Raw genomic sequence first — 14,730 nt, forward strand, 5'->3', positions numbered from 1 at the left:
TATGACGCTAACGGCGTTAAAAATTTCTCATTTAGAACAACTAAATAGCAAAATTTTTGCCTTGTTATCGACTGTATTTTCTCGCCTCAAAATAGAACACTTAATTAAGCAAATTGGTATAACTCATTGCCTGTATTGCTTGTGACGATGGCTAAGACGATGAAAATACTGCGCCAACGCCGTAACAGCAACCGCAGCAAACATCATCGCTGAGAAAGGAACCGTGTTGTTGGCATGGAGTAAGGCAAGCAATGGTCCCACCAAAGCCCCACTTCCAAACCTAAGCGTGCCAATAACCGCCGTCGCTGTACCTGAGTTTTTCTCAAACTCCAGTAATATCAACGCATCAGCGTTTGCCGCACTGACTCCCAGGCTCATCATCAAGGGCGCAATACTCAGCACGATATAATACAAAGATAAATCCATCAGGCTGAACACCAATAGTGCAAATGCACTCAGCAAGCCAAGCAGCAGGCCGTAATACAGCATTTTGCGCGAGCCCACCTTGGGAACTAGGCGAGTATTGAGAAAATTACCCAGCATCAGGGCAACCACATTGAAGGCAAACAGCACCCCAAACAGCTGCTCTGAGACGGCGAAATAATCGAGATAAATAAAAGGCACTGAGGTCAGAAAACAAAAGAACGCAAATGAAACCAGCATTGAACTGGCAATATCTGGCAAAGCAGCCCGGTTGGTCAGCACCGTCGCGTAACTGTCAAAGAACAGATGAAGCCCACGCTTGTCACTTTTGTAGATAGGTACTTCCACAAGATAGAAGTAGGCAAGGATCATCACCACAACGGCATAACTTGCCAGGGTAAGGAAAATCCACTGCCAGCTTGCCAACCCCATAATGGCAGACCCCACACTGGGGGCAATCAGCGGGGCAACCATCATGATCATCGAGACATAGGACATACCCTTAGCGGTATTTGCCTGATAAATATGGCGAATAATGCCTGGTACAACAACCGTTGCTGCCGCGCCGGTAAACGCCTGTGCGGCCCTGAGTACCCACAAATGCAAAATATCACTGCTAAAAGCCAGTAACAATGAGCTCAGTGCAAACCCGCCAAGCCCAAATAAAGCCAGCTTGCGCCGACCTAGCTGATCAGCCAATGGACCATATAGCATCATGCCAAGCGCGTAACCGGCCAGGTAGATACTTAAAGATAGCTGCACCTGCGGCATGTCGGCATCTAAGCTACCGGCGATCACCAGCATCGCTGGTAAATACATATCGATTGCCAGCGGTGTGATTGCCACAATACTGGCTAACAGGGGAAGTAATATACGAGTGTTAAAAGCGCGTGCAGTATCGTCCATTGAGTACCAAATACAAAAAAGAGGGACGCAGATTATATCAGTTTAGTTAGCAATCCGCACCCCAGCTCCGACTGTGCCTTACCTCTCCCAGCGCGAAAAAACCCAATAACTCAGTGCTGCCCCCAGCACCGCATTTAACGGCACAATGCCAGGCAAAAAATGGCCAGCCAATATGCCTACAGCAACGGCGGCAAGGGCACTGTAACGCACCGTTTGCCACTGCATTTGTTCAAATGCATGATAGCGCTGCCTGTTAACCAGATAATCGGCTATCAGCACACCACCGATAGGCGGGATAGCAGCCGACAAAAAAGTCAGCCAGCCAACAAAGTGGTTATACAACCATAACGCACTGAGTGTACCAATAACGCCATTGATCACTGCCAAATTGCGGCTAGACCAGCCGGTGATATTGGCAAATCCGAGGCCGGATGCATACAGTGCATTATCATTGGTAGTCCAGATATTGAGGCCCAGAACCACAATGGCCGGTAAAAGCAGGCCTTGCAGCATCAGTACCTGCGCGATATCAGATTCACCCGTTGCCGCCGAACCCGCTGCACCAAATATAAACATCAGGCTGTTGCCGAGGAAAAACGCAATCAGCGTGATCAGTACAGCACTGGCGGGCCTGCGAGCAAAACGCACGAAATCGGCAGTGAGCGTGCCGGCGGAAATAAACGACCCCACCACTAGTGCGATGGCCCCGCTCAAAGGTAAGGGTGTTGCCGGTACTACAGACTGCAACTGACTAATCCCCCCAACTTCTCCGACCGCCAGCCACACAGAGTATCCACCTAACAAAGCGATTGCAGGTACGGCAATGACAGATAGCGCCATTAATGCAGAAATACCAAAATAAACCGTGGTCGTCATTACCAGTCCCGCCACAATGATCAGCACATTGGTATCGACACCCGTTGCTTTGTGGACTGGGATGGCAAACATCGCCACGCCAACGCCAAACCAACCCACCTGAGTGCCCCCGAGCAACAACGAAGGCAGCCAGGAGCCTTTTATGCCAAATGAAAATCGCGCCAGCAAATGCGTAGACAACCCGGTAGAGGCACCAATAAACCCAAGCGCCGCGGTGTATATACCAAGCAATAAATTACCGACTAACACCGCCAGAAAAAAATCGTTAAATGAGAGCCCGGTGCCCAGCGTCCCGCCAGTCCACATGCTCGCAGAAAAAAAAGTCAGCCCCAGCATCAGCAAAGATAAAGCGACTCCACCTTTTCTTGCCGACTCTGGAACGGGTTTAAGCCCATAATTACTGTCTTCAGTCACGCCCTTGCTTGCCTTTTTGGTAATATACTATTGCTCAGTTGAGCACAAAACAGTGGAAACAATATGGAGCTAACTGAGGCTTTTATCAAAGAATGGTCACCGCGCTGGGTTTAAGCCGGTATACCGTGATCGGATTTTTCAATGTTTGGGGGTCAAAGGCTTCGCCGTTTTCCTCCGCTTTGTGAGCAAGATAACGACGTGATTTTTCTATACTCAGCTCGAACACCTCAAATTTACCGGTGGCCAGCGCTGTTTTCCCAACTGCAGACATAGGAAAAACCATATCACCATCACGTACCTTCACGGTGATCTGCTCGCCCTTTTCTACCTCCAGCGTCATCCAGCAACCGCGATTTTTGCATACCTTTGTCACTAGCCCTTTCACTGTGACCTGGGTTTGATGGTACTGACTTGCCTTTGCCAGCAAGGTTGGGGCATCAATAACATTGGTTTTGTCGGCACCGCCGGCGAACTCCATTGGCTGAGCATGCGCAGACGCGGCGCACACCATGGCAAGCAAACCTAACATTGTTCTTATTAACATATTATTCTCCTGATAAGGCATTCTAATTAGCCATTATTACAGATAAAGGCGTGATAACAAGCGCTTGCTAATTTTAATCTATGAATATACATGCTCAGCATGAAAAACACTAAAGGCACACTTCATTTACAAACCATTACATACAGCCTTGCAACATGAACGAGAACTACTTACCTTAATTGGGTAAACACTATCACAAAGGAAAATAGTATGAATAAGATGATCAAATCTGCTTTGGCAATGACAACACTAACAATGCTGAGTGCAACGGCACAGGCTGCGCCACAGGAGTGGCAGGGCTATTATAAAGGCCAGTGTGAGGTTATCTCCCCTGCACGCGGGACCTTATATCAGTTTCCGATGTCGCTTGAAATTGGTGCTGCGGTCGATAACAAAGCCGACTGGATCATTGTTTATGGAGAGGGAGAGCGTAAAAGTGTTCGCAACTACAGCCTGTTAACGCTTAATGAAAACCTGGGTCATTACGCAGTGGATGAGAACAATGGAGTCGTGATCGATCAATACCTGCTGAACGATGAATTCCTGAGCTTGTTTGAAGTAGGCAGCACCAAGCTACAGGCTTCTTATAAACTTGATAGTAATGGCAGCATAGACGTTAACATCAATACCTTCAGTGTCGACCCAATCCGTGAATCCAAAGTTGGCCAGTTCGTGGTATCCAGCTACCAGGGCAATACACAGCAAAGGTGTACACTGTTCAAGTGGTAAACGAGCAAAGCACTATTTACCAATGCTCAATGTTACCCCATTTGAGGGGATAAAAATTGTCAGACAAAGCGGGCTGCCGCGCCCGCTTTGTCTTAATGAGAGAGACCTTTTCGTTAACCTCCACCTCCGCCCGTGACTGTGCCTTCGACTGTCACCATTACATCAACATCTTCAGAGCGGATCCGATATTGAATGCTGGTTATCGCGCTGGCATCAACAGACAAGAACAGGTTAATCACCGGTCCATCGTCGTCAGCTCCGTAATTAATTTGTATGCGTTTCTCCTGCTCAAGATTAGTACGATCAAAGATAGCAACGATATCACTTGGCGCGAAGCTCGTGCCGGTGTCAAAGTCGATAGCACCGTCCGCCCCTATTATCACGGTTCCGCGTGAGTGGCCTGCGCCTGTGACTGTATACTCACCCGCTCTTGCGGTGACCAGAGCGAGGTTGGTCATCCCCTCGGCAACAAACGAGCCAAGCAACACCTTCTCCATCGTGAACAAGTTAATTTCATTGAGCCCGGTTGGTGTCACTGACACGCGGTAAACAAACCCTTTCTGTTCATCTTTATAGACGTACTCAGTGCCTTCCATCATGACATCATCCAGCGACATGTCATCCCCGTTATTTGCTTCGGGATCAGTGTCAATAAACATCATACCGGAGCTCGAGAAGGTAAATTTCACTTTTTGTCCGTCAGCATAGCTGCTGCCGCTTTGCGTTAAATTAAACACCAAATCAAATGACTTACCTTTGAGTACATCCGGCAACATCACGTCGTCGCCCATGTCATCATCGTCATCGTCATCGTCTTTGCCAGTCAGCGTCCAGGTGTAAGTTAAGTCATAAGAGGCCGTTACCCCCTGAGTCGTGACTGAGTAACGCACAGAGACCACTATTTTGGTGTCCGAACTGCTTACCAGTTCAAACACCAGATCATTCACGGTCAGATTTTGTTTAACAAACGAATCCTCAATCTGCTTTTTGATGGTTTCAAGGTCATTGGGGTCTGGCGCGGGTACGTTTGCAATCTTGATTTCTGTAATTGGATTCGATACGCCTGCCACCGTTGCGCTTCCTGTGATTGTTAAGACATTGCCCTGGGCATCATTATTGCCACCGTCGTCATCGTCAGAACCGCCGCCAGAGCCGGGCGTTAACCCACCGGGAACAAAATCCAGATTCAGAGAGCCTAGGTCCAGGCTGGCAAAAATGTCGTTCAGCCCCTCCAGGGTTTTTTTAATGTTATCCAGCGAAAACGTGGTGTTTAAGTCTGTGGTTAAACCTACCTGCTGGGCATAAGCCTCAATAGCGCTGGTATATTCACTAATAAAAGTACTGGCATTATACAGAGGTGATTCAAAGGCTTTATCGCCAACCTTGCCATCTATCGTGAGGTCTAAAAAGTCGGCGCGTAATGCATCAACAATGGCCAGCGCCGGAGAGCTGGACGAACTACCCATTTGCGCCAGTGCAGCCAGAGAAACGGCATAAATACCGGCCTGATCATTGCTCGCGGTCACACCGCTGGCCGCGTCAATCAACTGTGGTGGTGCTGTAATATCCGTCAAGGCAGGCGCCAGTGCAATACGCACCTGCTCGTTGACCAGGTTGATGGCCTCAGCACTGGTAGCCCCGGTATTCAGTATGGCCGTTGCCGCAATTTCAGTCAGCGTGGTCACGCCCACTTCAGACTTAAAAGCACTCAATACGGCGCGCAGCGTAGTGTCAGCCGGTAAGGACAAGAAAGTACCTTTAGCTTCATCAAAATACTCGGCATCCCCGCCACCCAAAACTTCGACAATAAAGGGCTCGGCAATTGCTGAGTTAAGCGTAATGGTTGCAACACCGGTTTCGCCGGTATTACCTGTAGCCCCCTCAACTGGTGTATTATTAGCAAGTAGAACGAGCCTGACGGCAGCATTTTTGGTTAATCCCAATGCCGGGCTCACTTTGATTTCTGTGGTTTGTGCGGTTTGATCTGGCGTTGTGGTATTGTTGTCGTCATCATCGCCCAGGCAGGAGGCAAGTATGAAAACAGACAATATAACAAGCCAGTTGCGCAGCTTGTATATCTTCATGGTAATTCCTGGTTTTGACGGTTACTGATAATTACTCTGACACAGCAACCGATCCACCTCATCACCATGCCACAGCACACACAGTTTAGTTTAGCGAAACAATTAACGCCTATTTTTTGACCAGAAAAATCCTACTTTATTTATTATCCTCATAAGGGTACTGATGGTGAATACGCTCACGGCAGGTCATACCCAGGTACTCGCAGGTTTTCTGGATCACCTCTATAAAGCACTTGGGCGCGGCCTCCTGAATGGAATTGGATAATATCGAAAATTGCTTGTCACGCAGCTTTCTCAGCTCAGGCTGTAGTGTTTCATCATCCATAAAATCGGTAATACGATCAAAAAACGCCTTCATTTTTGGGGTTATCGCATACCAGTACACCGGCGAGGCAAAAACGATGTGGTCATAGTTCAGTACAACGCGAAACAATGCTCGAAAGTCATCGCCTGAATTGCTGTGATTATAGCAATAGTCTTTAATATCATAGTCATCGAGGTATAAGCTATCAGCCTGAAGCTGCTGCGCGAGCTGTTGCACTGATTGTGCGGTATTACCCTGCTTGTTTGAGCTTGAGTAAAGAATGATTGATTTCATCGAGGTTCTCCTTTGTGTTATTTGCTGCTAGCATAAAACCTCAACCAAGATTGAGGTAAAGTATCGAATGACCCCAACTAACACAACGGAACGAGACGAGCCCAAGCTCAGCGTCGGGCAAGTTGCAAAACGTGCAGACGTTGCAGTCTCCGCACTGCATTTTTACGAAAATAAAGGGCTGATCCGCAGTTGGCGCAACAGCGGAAATCAAAGACGTTACAAAAAAGATGTCCTGCGCCGTATTGCCATCATTAAGGCTGGCCAGAAAATGGGAATAACCTTGGCAGAAATAAAACAAACTTTAATGTCGCTGCCACACAGTAACACCCCAAGCAAAGAAGACTGGGCCCGCATGTCCGGTTTGTGGCGCGCGCAACTGGATGAAAAAATAGCGTATATGCAACGAGTTCGTACTATGGTTGACGGCTGTATTGGCTGTGGTTGCTTATCAATGAGCCGCTGCCCTATGTACAACCCGGATGATGTAGTCGCAAAAGCGGGTAATGGCGCGGTACTGATAGATAACCCGGAGCAGGCAAGCGCCGTCAAATCTTGTTATGATAACGACAATAACAAAAAAGGAACAAGCGAATGAAAAAAACAGCACTCAGCCTCTCTCTGGCAGCCATATTTACGCTGGCAGGTTGTGCTCAGACCACGACCCAATCAAAGCCGCAGCAGGCAACTACAGTAGCCAGCCAACAGGCCAGTGATGTGGCCTTTACTGCATTCTCCGAGCAGTTTATCGAACAATACTGGCAGCAGTACCCCGAGCTGTCAGTTTACTTTGGCTACGGCAAATTTGATGATGTCATCACCATCCCGGACGCCGCTCATCGCTCTGCCGAACAAGCCTTTATTGATACACAGTTAGCAAAGCTACAGTCATTTGATTTAACTCAGCTCAGTGACCACCTGAAAATTGATTATCACCTGATTGAAAATACACTCAAGCGCGCCAAATGGGAGCTGGAAACGTTCAAAAGCTGGCAGTGGAACCCAAGTAACTACAATGTGTCTTACGGCTTTGCCAGCATTCTGAACAGCCGCTTTAAATCTGAGGATGACAAACTCCGCCAGGTGTTTAAGCGACTCAAGTTTGTACCTGACTATTACCGCGCTGCACAGGCCAACATTGACCAGCCAACACTGGAATATACCCAGCTCGGGATCCAGCAAAATAAAGGCGCATTCAGCGTTTTGACGGACGATTTGTTGACACGTGTGGATGCGCTCAGCACGTTTAGTGCCGAGGAAAAAGCCGCGTTCAAGCAACGCTTTGCCAACGCTAAAACCGCGATCCATGGTTATATTGATTTTCTGACCGCGCTTGAGCAGGAATTGCAACAATCCGGTAATGCACGGAGTTTTAGGATTGGAGAGGCGCTTTACGAAGACAAGTTTGCGTTTGATATACAGTCGGGATACACCGCCAAACAAATGTATCAAAAAGCACTCGCCGACAAAGCCCGGGTCACCGCTGAAATGATCACGCTGACCGACCAGCTTTGGCCCAAGTATTTCCCCGATACTGCACGCCCTGGCGATGATACACAAGCCATTGCAACACTTATCAAACACCTGTCTCAGCGTCATGTTGAAAAGTCTCAGTTTGTAAACGAAATTAGGCGCCAAATCCCTGAGCTGGAACGCTTTGTGATGGAAAAAGACTTGCTGACACTCGATCCGGAAAAACCGCTGGTTGTTCGCCAAACACCGGATTACATGCAAGGCTTTGCACTGGCGTCTATCTCCGCGCCAGGCCCTTATGAGAAAAAAGAAAACACCTATTACAATGTTGAACCGCTCGATGGCCTGACGGATGCGCAGGCAGATTCCATGCTGCGTGAATACAATCACTGGATCTTACAGATCCTCAATATCCACGAGGCCGTACCGGGCCACTATACGCAACTGGTGTACTCAAACACCTCACCTTCTTTGGTGAAAAGCATCTTTGGTAACGGGGCCATGATTGAAGGCTGGGCGGTCTACACTGAACGCATGATGCTGGAAGAAGGGTATGGTAATTTCGAACCCGAAATGTGGTTGATGTATTATAAATGGAACCTGCGCGTTATTTGTAACACCATTCTGGACTATGGCATTCAGGTTAAGGGAATAAGCAAAGAGCAAGGCCTGGACTTACTGATGAACGGCGCATTCCAGGAGCAGGCAGAAGCAGAAGGAAAATGGCGTCGGGCCACACTCAGCCAGGTGCAGCTGACCAGCTACTACAGTGGATTCCGCGAAATTTACGATCTGCGCGAAGAGCAAAAGAAACGGCTGGGTAAAGACTTTGATCTCAAAGCCTTCCATGAAGAGTTCCTGAGCTACGGCAGCGCCCCCGTTAAATACATTCGTCAACTGATGAACTAATACCACTCTCACTTAATACTTGTTCAATTTGAAGGAGCAAGTAGACACGCTTAAATATGCAAATTGGTATATCTGCGATGCCGGATTGAAAGGTCCGGCATACTATACTGATTTCAATCATGAGATTTTCGGGATCATCCGCCGACTCTGGCAAAGCGATGCATTATGGCTTATATAAGACTAAAGCCGTGTCACTTTTCCTTCCCAACGACTTGCCTAAAACTCACACTATGTTACCATTCGGCCGCCTTATTAATAGTCTAAGTGATTATTTAATATACATATAAAATTGCAATCTCCGCCTCTTTGGAAAAGACTTACAGACACGCCAGATGTTGTGACTTTGTCAGTAGACAGGGACAGATATTCGGAGTAAAGCAATTTAGCGACATACGACGAGTAATCAGGGAATCCAATGGAAGTAAAAACGTTCGCTCCACGCCAGGTTGTGGGGATCTCTACCCGCACCAACAATCATCATGAACAGACCGAAGGAGAAGGTCAGATAATCCAGTTATGGCAAACATTTAATCAGCATTATGCCCCTTTACTAAATGAAGGAGCCACATTGTACGGGATCTACTCACACTATGAGTCGGACCACCATGGCGACTTTAAGGCCAGCGTTGCCAGTGATGCAGCGGAGCTGGTAGCACATGCTGACAAAGACCCGGCACTGCAACCGCAGCAACTGAGCGCCGGGCGTTATCTGAGCTTTGCCGCTCAGGGTGAAATGCCACAAACCGTGATCCGTCTTTGGGAGCTTGTGTGGCGCTACTTTGAGCAGTCAGACTGCCCTTATCAACGCGCCTATCTACAGGATATAGAAATTTATCATCATAGTGACGAAGTCGAGATCGCCATCTCAATTCTTTAGTCATAACAGCCGGGTTGTCGGGGACAGGCTTTACCACGTGTACAAATAACACGGACATCGTTGGCTATGCCCCGCTCTATCCAATTGATATTGAGAATTTTGGCCACACTTTGCAATTGCTTCTTCAAGTGCCAGGGCACCACACTGGCACCCCCTTGCTTAATGCACAAGGCCTGTAACTCCTGCACCACTTCATTGGCATCGAGTCCCTGAGCTGCAATCGCCGGGTTAAGATCTATCCCGGCGCAGAGCACATGAGGATTATCTGCAACATCATTCACTTTGATGGACTCGCAACAGTAAAGCCTTGGCTGATTGTTGACATTGAGCACCGACAGCTGCGCACTGGCCTGCATGGCCTGCTGCTGAAATTTACGAAATACCGCCCAGTGCTGGCAGGGATCGGCCACACTGCGCATATTGCCCCAGGGCAAGGGAATACCATTGCCACGGTACACGGCTTTGAGCTTACCCGGCAGGTAGGCATCAAAATAGTGCCAGTGTGGATAAGGCGAAGCCACTGTCATCCTGCGCATGGCCACCGACGGAGAAATGCCCAGAGCCTGATGAATGTGCGTTTCATATCCATACGAATCAAGTAATTGGCGATATGCAACTTTAGGGCATAGCAGCGCACCGGCAAAAAAGCTCGACTCAAAGTCGTGCCAGGCCGAGAGGATATCCTGAGCATTCGGCGCAGACTCGTCGGTATTTGCTGCACCACTGACACCACCAGAGCCCAGTACACATTGCAGTCCGTCTCTGTTGTGTAACACCGCATGGCCAAGGTGCACGGCCAGGTCATACTTCAGTCTGGGCTGGTTTTGCTGCAACATGCGATTGATATGCACCTCATTTGGCGGCGCAAAATAAGAGGTGATCACACGCGCAAACACATGGCCACTTTCATCTACCACTTCGCCTGGCGCCTCATCAAACCAATGCACCACCAGCCCCTGAGCTTTGAGCATACTCAACAGGGCATCAACATCGAGATACAGGTCTTTGCCACCCACTTCTTCCGCCGCACGCTCAAGATCCGGAAAGTGATTCTGATGATGCTCCTGATGCGCGCGGATCAGCAAGTGTGCAAACTGGCGTCCGCTGATCCCCGTTTGTGACAACATTTCCGGAATCGCAATTTGCAAAATGTCATTATCAAATAGAAAGTTAGGTTCCAGCGCCATCCCACTGATCCCACCATGCCGGCCTTTTTGCGGAGTAATTTCGTTCACCTCAGGTTCGTTGTCCAAAAACCAGTCTACCGGCTTTTGAAATACTTCGGCCAGGTTCTCCAGCATGTCACTGCTGGGCGTGCGCTTACCTCGCTCAATCATTGACAGGTAAGACACCGAGGGCGCGGATTGTGGGTCGACCCGGATGCACCGGGCAGATAAGTCTTCAAGAGTTAAGTGATTTCGCTTGCGTAAATTACGAATTTTGGTGCCCAGAAAGTGTGACTTTCTCATGAGTTCTGAATTTTTTTTCACCGCTTCATTCCTGTTTACGTCTGTAAGGCGCCTGAACGCTGTGCTTACTACTATGCCACAACACATGGTCAGACCAGTTTTTGTAAAATTTACACTGTAAAATTCTTTTTGTGAAATTTATCGATTTTTTTTCATACACTGAATTTGTCAACAGAAGACTCTGCACTCCCGCCGGGACTAAGCAGGTAATTAATAATAGTAGCGATATTTTGCCTTGTGACGACAACAGGTGAATTGATAAGCCAGCAGGCTCTCACCACACAGGCAACGGGTATCGGGTAACCTTGGTAACTGGGAATACACACATGAAAGCACAAATTCAGCATACAGAACTAGAAAACACCAGCACAGAATGTCAAAAGCTGATCGTCGCAAAGCAGTACCTGGATCAACACTGTCCTTTGGAGTTCGGCTCTCACAAAGACGTCAGCTCTTATGTCGTTTACTACAATCACCTGATGGTGTTCTTCGCCGATGGCCAGCACTGCGGACTCAAAAACTGTAAGCAATTTGTGGCGTTATGTGGCCACCGTGAAGCGCCCAGCGCCATTTTGCTGAAAAAAGCGGACTGCATGCACATTGAACTCAGCTTTGACACAGGGTGCGAACCTGGCCGCCATGACCGCGCTCACCTGAATGATGTTCAGTATGAAACGCCGCTCAGCTCGGTGACAGGCACAGGAGAAGCACTCAGCCCCATGTGGATGAGCTTTGTTTCTGGCGTGCAGCATGCGTTGGTCAACCAGCAAGACCGCAAATGCTACCGAGCCAAAAACGGTGACGATTACCAGCTATAGTTAATTGTTCCGCTCCTGGCGATACACAGCAAAGCTTGAGTGCTCACACAAATGTAAGCACTCAAGTTTCAATAATTCGGCACAATAATAAGCTACCCATAGTAAAATCATTCGAAAATGACTGGCTTGGCGTCAGTATGCACTAACCGCTCAACGAACCAATCACTACCTTTTGCTTGCAAATACACCAGTTGCTTTACTTATTTGAGCTGCATTCAGATTAATTTCAGCTAACCTCAATATAATCTCGCTCTTTTTATTGCGCACATGGGGATTATGAAACTCGTTTTAGGTTGGTTAAAGAGCATAAACTGGATGCTCTGGGCATTGTTACTCGGTATTGCATGTGGCCTTATTTTTGGTGAACGGGTGGCGTTTTTAAAACCACTCGGCGAAGGGTTTGTTAAACTCATGCAGATCACCATTTTCCCTTACATTGTGGTCAGCCTGGTAGTCGGGCTGGGTAAGTTTAACCCGGATCAGGTTAAATCCATTCTCGTCAAAGCAACCACTGTCATGATAAGCCTGTGGCTGGTCGGCCTGGCTGCCATTTGGGCGTTTTCACTTACGCTGCCGAGCCATGATGCCGGGACTTTTTTCTCTCCCGCCCTGGTGGCCAGCGCCCCGGAAGTAGACTTTGTCAGCCAGTATATTCCCGCGAACCCCTTTGCATCCATGGCCGAGGGCAATGTGCCCGCGCTGGTGATTTTTTGTATTGCACTTGGGCTGTCGTTAATTTCAAACGGACAAAAGAATAACCTGTTAGACGTGCTTGAAGTCGTGGGTCAGGGATTATCTTTGATCTCGAAAAAAATCATTAAGCTTTTTCCGATTGGGATCTTTGCAATGACCGCCAGTACCGCCGGCACCATCAGCATGGAAGAGCTCAACAACCTGCAAATTTATCTGGTGCTGGTTAGCTGTCTGGGGGCCTATCTGATGTTTGCCCTGCTGCCCATGCTGGTCGCAGCATTAACCCCGGTTAAGTACCGCGACCTGATCATGGTGATGCGCAATGCGTGGATCACCGCATTCAGTACCGGCAACGTGTTTATTGTCCTACCTGTGATCACAGAGGGGATCAAGGCCCATCTGGCAAAAATCAAACGCAGTGATGAAGAGTCTGACCACATCGCTGAAGTGCTGGTGCCCATTGCTTATACCTTTCCAAGCTTAGGTAAGCTGACAACACTGATGTTTGTCACCTTTGCAGCCTGGCTGACAGGCAGTCCGGTTACGCTGGATCAAATACCCAATGTCACTTTATCGGCCATGTTGAGCTATTTTGCCAACGTGCATATTGCCATTCCTTATCTGCTGGACAGCCTGAAGATCCCGGCAGACAGCTACCAGTTGTATCTGTCGATGTCGGTGCTGACTGCCAAAATTGTCTCTCCGACCACAGTCATCTATATTTTTGCCTTCGTGCTGTTAAGTATTTTCTATACCAAACGCCAGCTGCACCTTAAGCGGATCCGCTCGGTGTATTATCTGACTTTACTCAGCGCCCTGCTGCCAGCATTTATGTTACTGAGCTTTACGGCCAACAATCACCTGGCCCGAGACACTCAGGCGGCCGATGAGATCATTGCCAATATGGTGGTTTCAGACAAAGTGCCGGCAGAAGTGCTGAACCATGTGCCCAAGGCCTATCAAAGTGGTGAGCTGTCTCTGACCAACATAGACGTGATCAAGAAGCGAAACTTACTCAGGGTAGGCTACCTGGTCGACAACGTGCCATTTAGCTACTTTAACCAAAAAGGAGAACTGGTCGGTTTTGATATTAGTCTGGCCCATAAACTGGCTGCCGACTTAAATGTGAAGGTTGAGTTTATTCCGTTTAAAAAGTCGCAGCTGGCTGAGTACCTGAACAAAGGCTTCTTTGACATTGCGATGTCGGGACTGGAAATAAATGTTGCCGACCTCAGTCAGGTCAGATTTAGTGATCCAGTACTGCAATTACAAATGGCTTTAATTGCCAAAGATCATCGCCTTAAGCAACTGGCCACCCGGGAGCAGGTGCTCAGCTACAAGGATCTGCGCCTGGCACATGTGGAGTACACGCCACTGATGCAAGACCTGGCAAAGAAATACCCTCATATTCAGGTGTCGGCTTTGTCGAATCACCAGGCATTCTTTGAATCCGACGAACAATTCGATGCCATGGTGATAAGCGCAGAGGCTGGATTTGCCTGGAGCATGTTCCATCCAGAATTTGGCGTTGTGGTGCCCAAAGGCGCAGAGATGCAATACCCAGTTGGGTTTGCCGTTGCCAAGCGCAATCTGGACATTCTGAGCTTTGTTAACGCCTGGCTCACCATTGCAAAAAGCCAGGGGCAAATCACTAAGAGCTATGATTACTGGATCCTGGGCAAAGGCACGCAAAACAAACAGCATCGCTGGTCTTTAATGGACGAGCTGGACTACGAGTTTGAACTCAAGCTCGATTGATAAACCGGTGACAGGCGCAAATCTGTCACCTAATTCTTCTTAACTGCAAGCCAAGCGCCACAATACCAATTTGCTTAATTAAGTGTTCTGCTTTGAGGCGAGAAAATATAGTCGATAACAAGGCGAAAATTTTGCTATTTAGTTGTTCTAAATGAGAAATTT

Annotated in this window: 12 protein-coding genes; 6 read left to right on the forward strand and 6 right to left on the reverse strand. The window is 48.2% G+C overall.

All coding sequences use genetic code 11. The features are described 5' to 3' along the window. Positions 1-123: 123 nt before the first annotated feature. The 3 genes from C3B51_RS22280 to C3B51_RS22290 form a co-directional block, all read right to left on the reverse strand. Complete coding sequence (locus C3B51_RS22280) at positions 124-1,329, reverse strand: Bcr/CflA family efflux MFS transporter (protein WP_130246432.1); 1,206 nt, start codon at positions 1,327-1,329, stop codon at positions 124-126. Between the two features lie 78 nt (positions 1,330-1,407). Next, a complete protein-coding gene (codB, locus tag C3B51_RS22285; protein WP_130246433.1) occupies positions 1,408-2,619 on the reverse strand; it encodes a cytosine permease in 1,212 nt (403 codons plus the stop codon). An 85-nt stretch (positions 2,620-2,704) separates the two neighbouring features. Beyond that, a complete protein-coding gene (locus C3B51_RS22290) occupies positions 2,705-3,163 on the reverse strand; it encodes a DUF4920 domain-containing protein (protein WP_130246434.1) in 459 nt (152 codons plus the stop codon). A 210-nt stretch (positions 3,164-3,373) separates the two neighbouring features. On the opposite strand from C3B51_RS22290, the gene C3B51_RS22295 reads away from it, so the two are divergent. Further along, the gene (locus tag C3B51_RS22295) at positions 3,374-3,892 is read left to right on the forward strand and encodes a hypothetical protein (protein ID WP_130246435.1); all 519 of its coding nucleotides are present in this window, start codon (positions 3,374-3,376) and stop codon (positions 3,890-3,892) included. A 113-nt stretch (positions 3,893-4,005) separates the two neighbouring features. Here C3B51_RS22295 and C3B51_RS22300 read toward each other — a convergent pair whose 3' ends face one another. Both C3B51_RS22300 and C3B51_RS22305 read right to left on the reverse strand, forming a co-directional pair. Next, entirely contained in the window at positions 4,006-5,976 is a 1,971-nt protein-coding gene (locus tag C3B51_RS22300; RefSeq protein WP_130246436.1) for a hypothetical protein, read from the reverse strand. Positions 5,977-6,112: 136 nt separating this feature from the next. After that, positions 6,113-6,574 carry a flavodoxin family protein gene (locus C3B51_RS22305; protein ID WP_130246437.1) on the reverse strand — a complete coding sequence of 154 codons (462 nt, stop codon included), beginning with the start codon at positions 6,572-6,574 and terminating at the stop codon, positions 6,113-6,115. A gap of 67 nt (positions 6,575-6,641) precedes the next feature. On the opposite strand from C3B51_RS22305, the gene soxR reads away from it, so the two are divergent. The 3 genes from soxR (at position 6,642) to C3B51_RS22320 (ending at position 9,830) form a co-directional block, all read left to right on the forward strand. Then, the gene (gene soxR, locus C3B51_RS22310; protein WP_130246438.1) at positions 6,642-7,169 is read left to right on the forward strand and encodes a redox-sensitive transcriptional activator SoxR; all 528 of its coding nucleotides are present in this window, start codon (positions 6,642-6,644) and stop codon (positions 7,167-7,169) included. Continuing rightward, positions 7,166-8,953, forward strand: a complete 1,788-nt coding sequence (locus C3B51_RS22315) for a DUF885 domain-containing protein (protein ID WP_130246439.1) — start codon at positions 7,166-7,168, stop codon at positions 8,951-8,953. Before soxR ends, C3B51_RS22315 begins: the two co-directional genes overlap by 4 nt. A gap of 415 nt (positions 8,954-9,368) precedes the next feature. Further along, positions 9,369-9,830 (forward strand): GyrI-like domain-containing protein, encoded by a 462-nt coding sequence (locus C3B51_RS22320; RefSeq protein ID WP_130246440.1) that lies wholly within the window; start codon positions 9,369-9,371, stop codon positions 9,828-9,830. Here C3B51_RS22320 and C3B51_RS22325 read toward each other — a convergent pair. Beyond that, entirely contained in the window at positions 9,827-11,320 is a 1,494-nt protein-coding gene (locus tag C3B51_RS22325; protein ID WP_125717861.1) for a DUF3612 domain-containing protein, read from the reverse strand. The two genes, C3B51_RS22320 and C3B51_RS22325, sit on opposite strands and share 4 nt — an antisense overlap. Before the next feature lie 305 nt (positions 11,321-11,625). On the opposite strand from C3B51_RS22325, the gene C3B51_RS22330 reads away from it, so the two are divergent. Both C3B51_RS22330 and C3B51_RS22335 read left to right on the forward strand, forming a co-directional pair. Continuing rightward, entirely contained in the window at positions 11,626-12,117 is a 492-nt protein-coding gene (locus tag C3B51_RS22330) for a malate synthase (protein WP_130246441.1), read from the forward strand. A gap of 315 nt (positions 12,118-12,432) precedes the next feature. Next, the gene (locus C3B51_RS22335; RefSeq protein ID WP_206074716.1) at positions 12,433-14,568 is read left to right on the forward strand and encodes a cation:dicarboxylate symporter family transporter; all 2,136 of its coding nucleotides are present in this window, start codon (positions 12,433-12,435) and stop codon (positions 14,566-14,568) included. Positions 14,569-14,730 lie beyond the last annotated feature (162 nt).

Source organism: Pseudoalteromonas rubra (genome assembly GCF_004212645.1).
In the GTDB taxonomy this organism is placed as follows: domain Bacteria; phylum Pseudomonadota; class Gammaproteobacteria; order Enterobacterales; family Alteromonadaceae; genus Pseudoalteromonas; species Pseudoalteromonas rubra_G.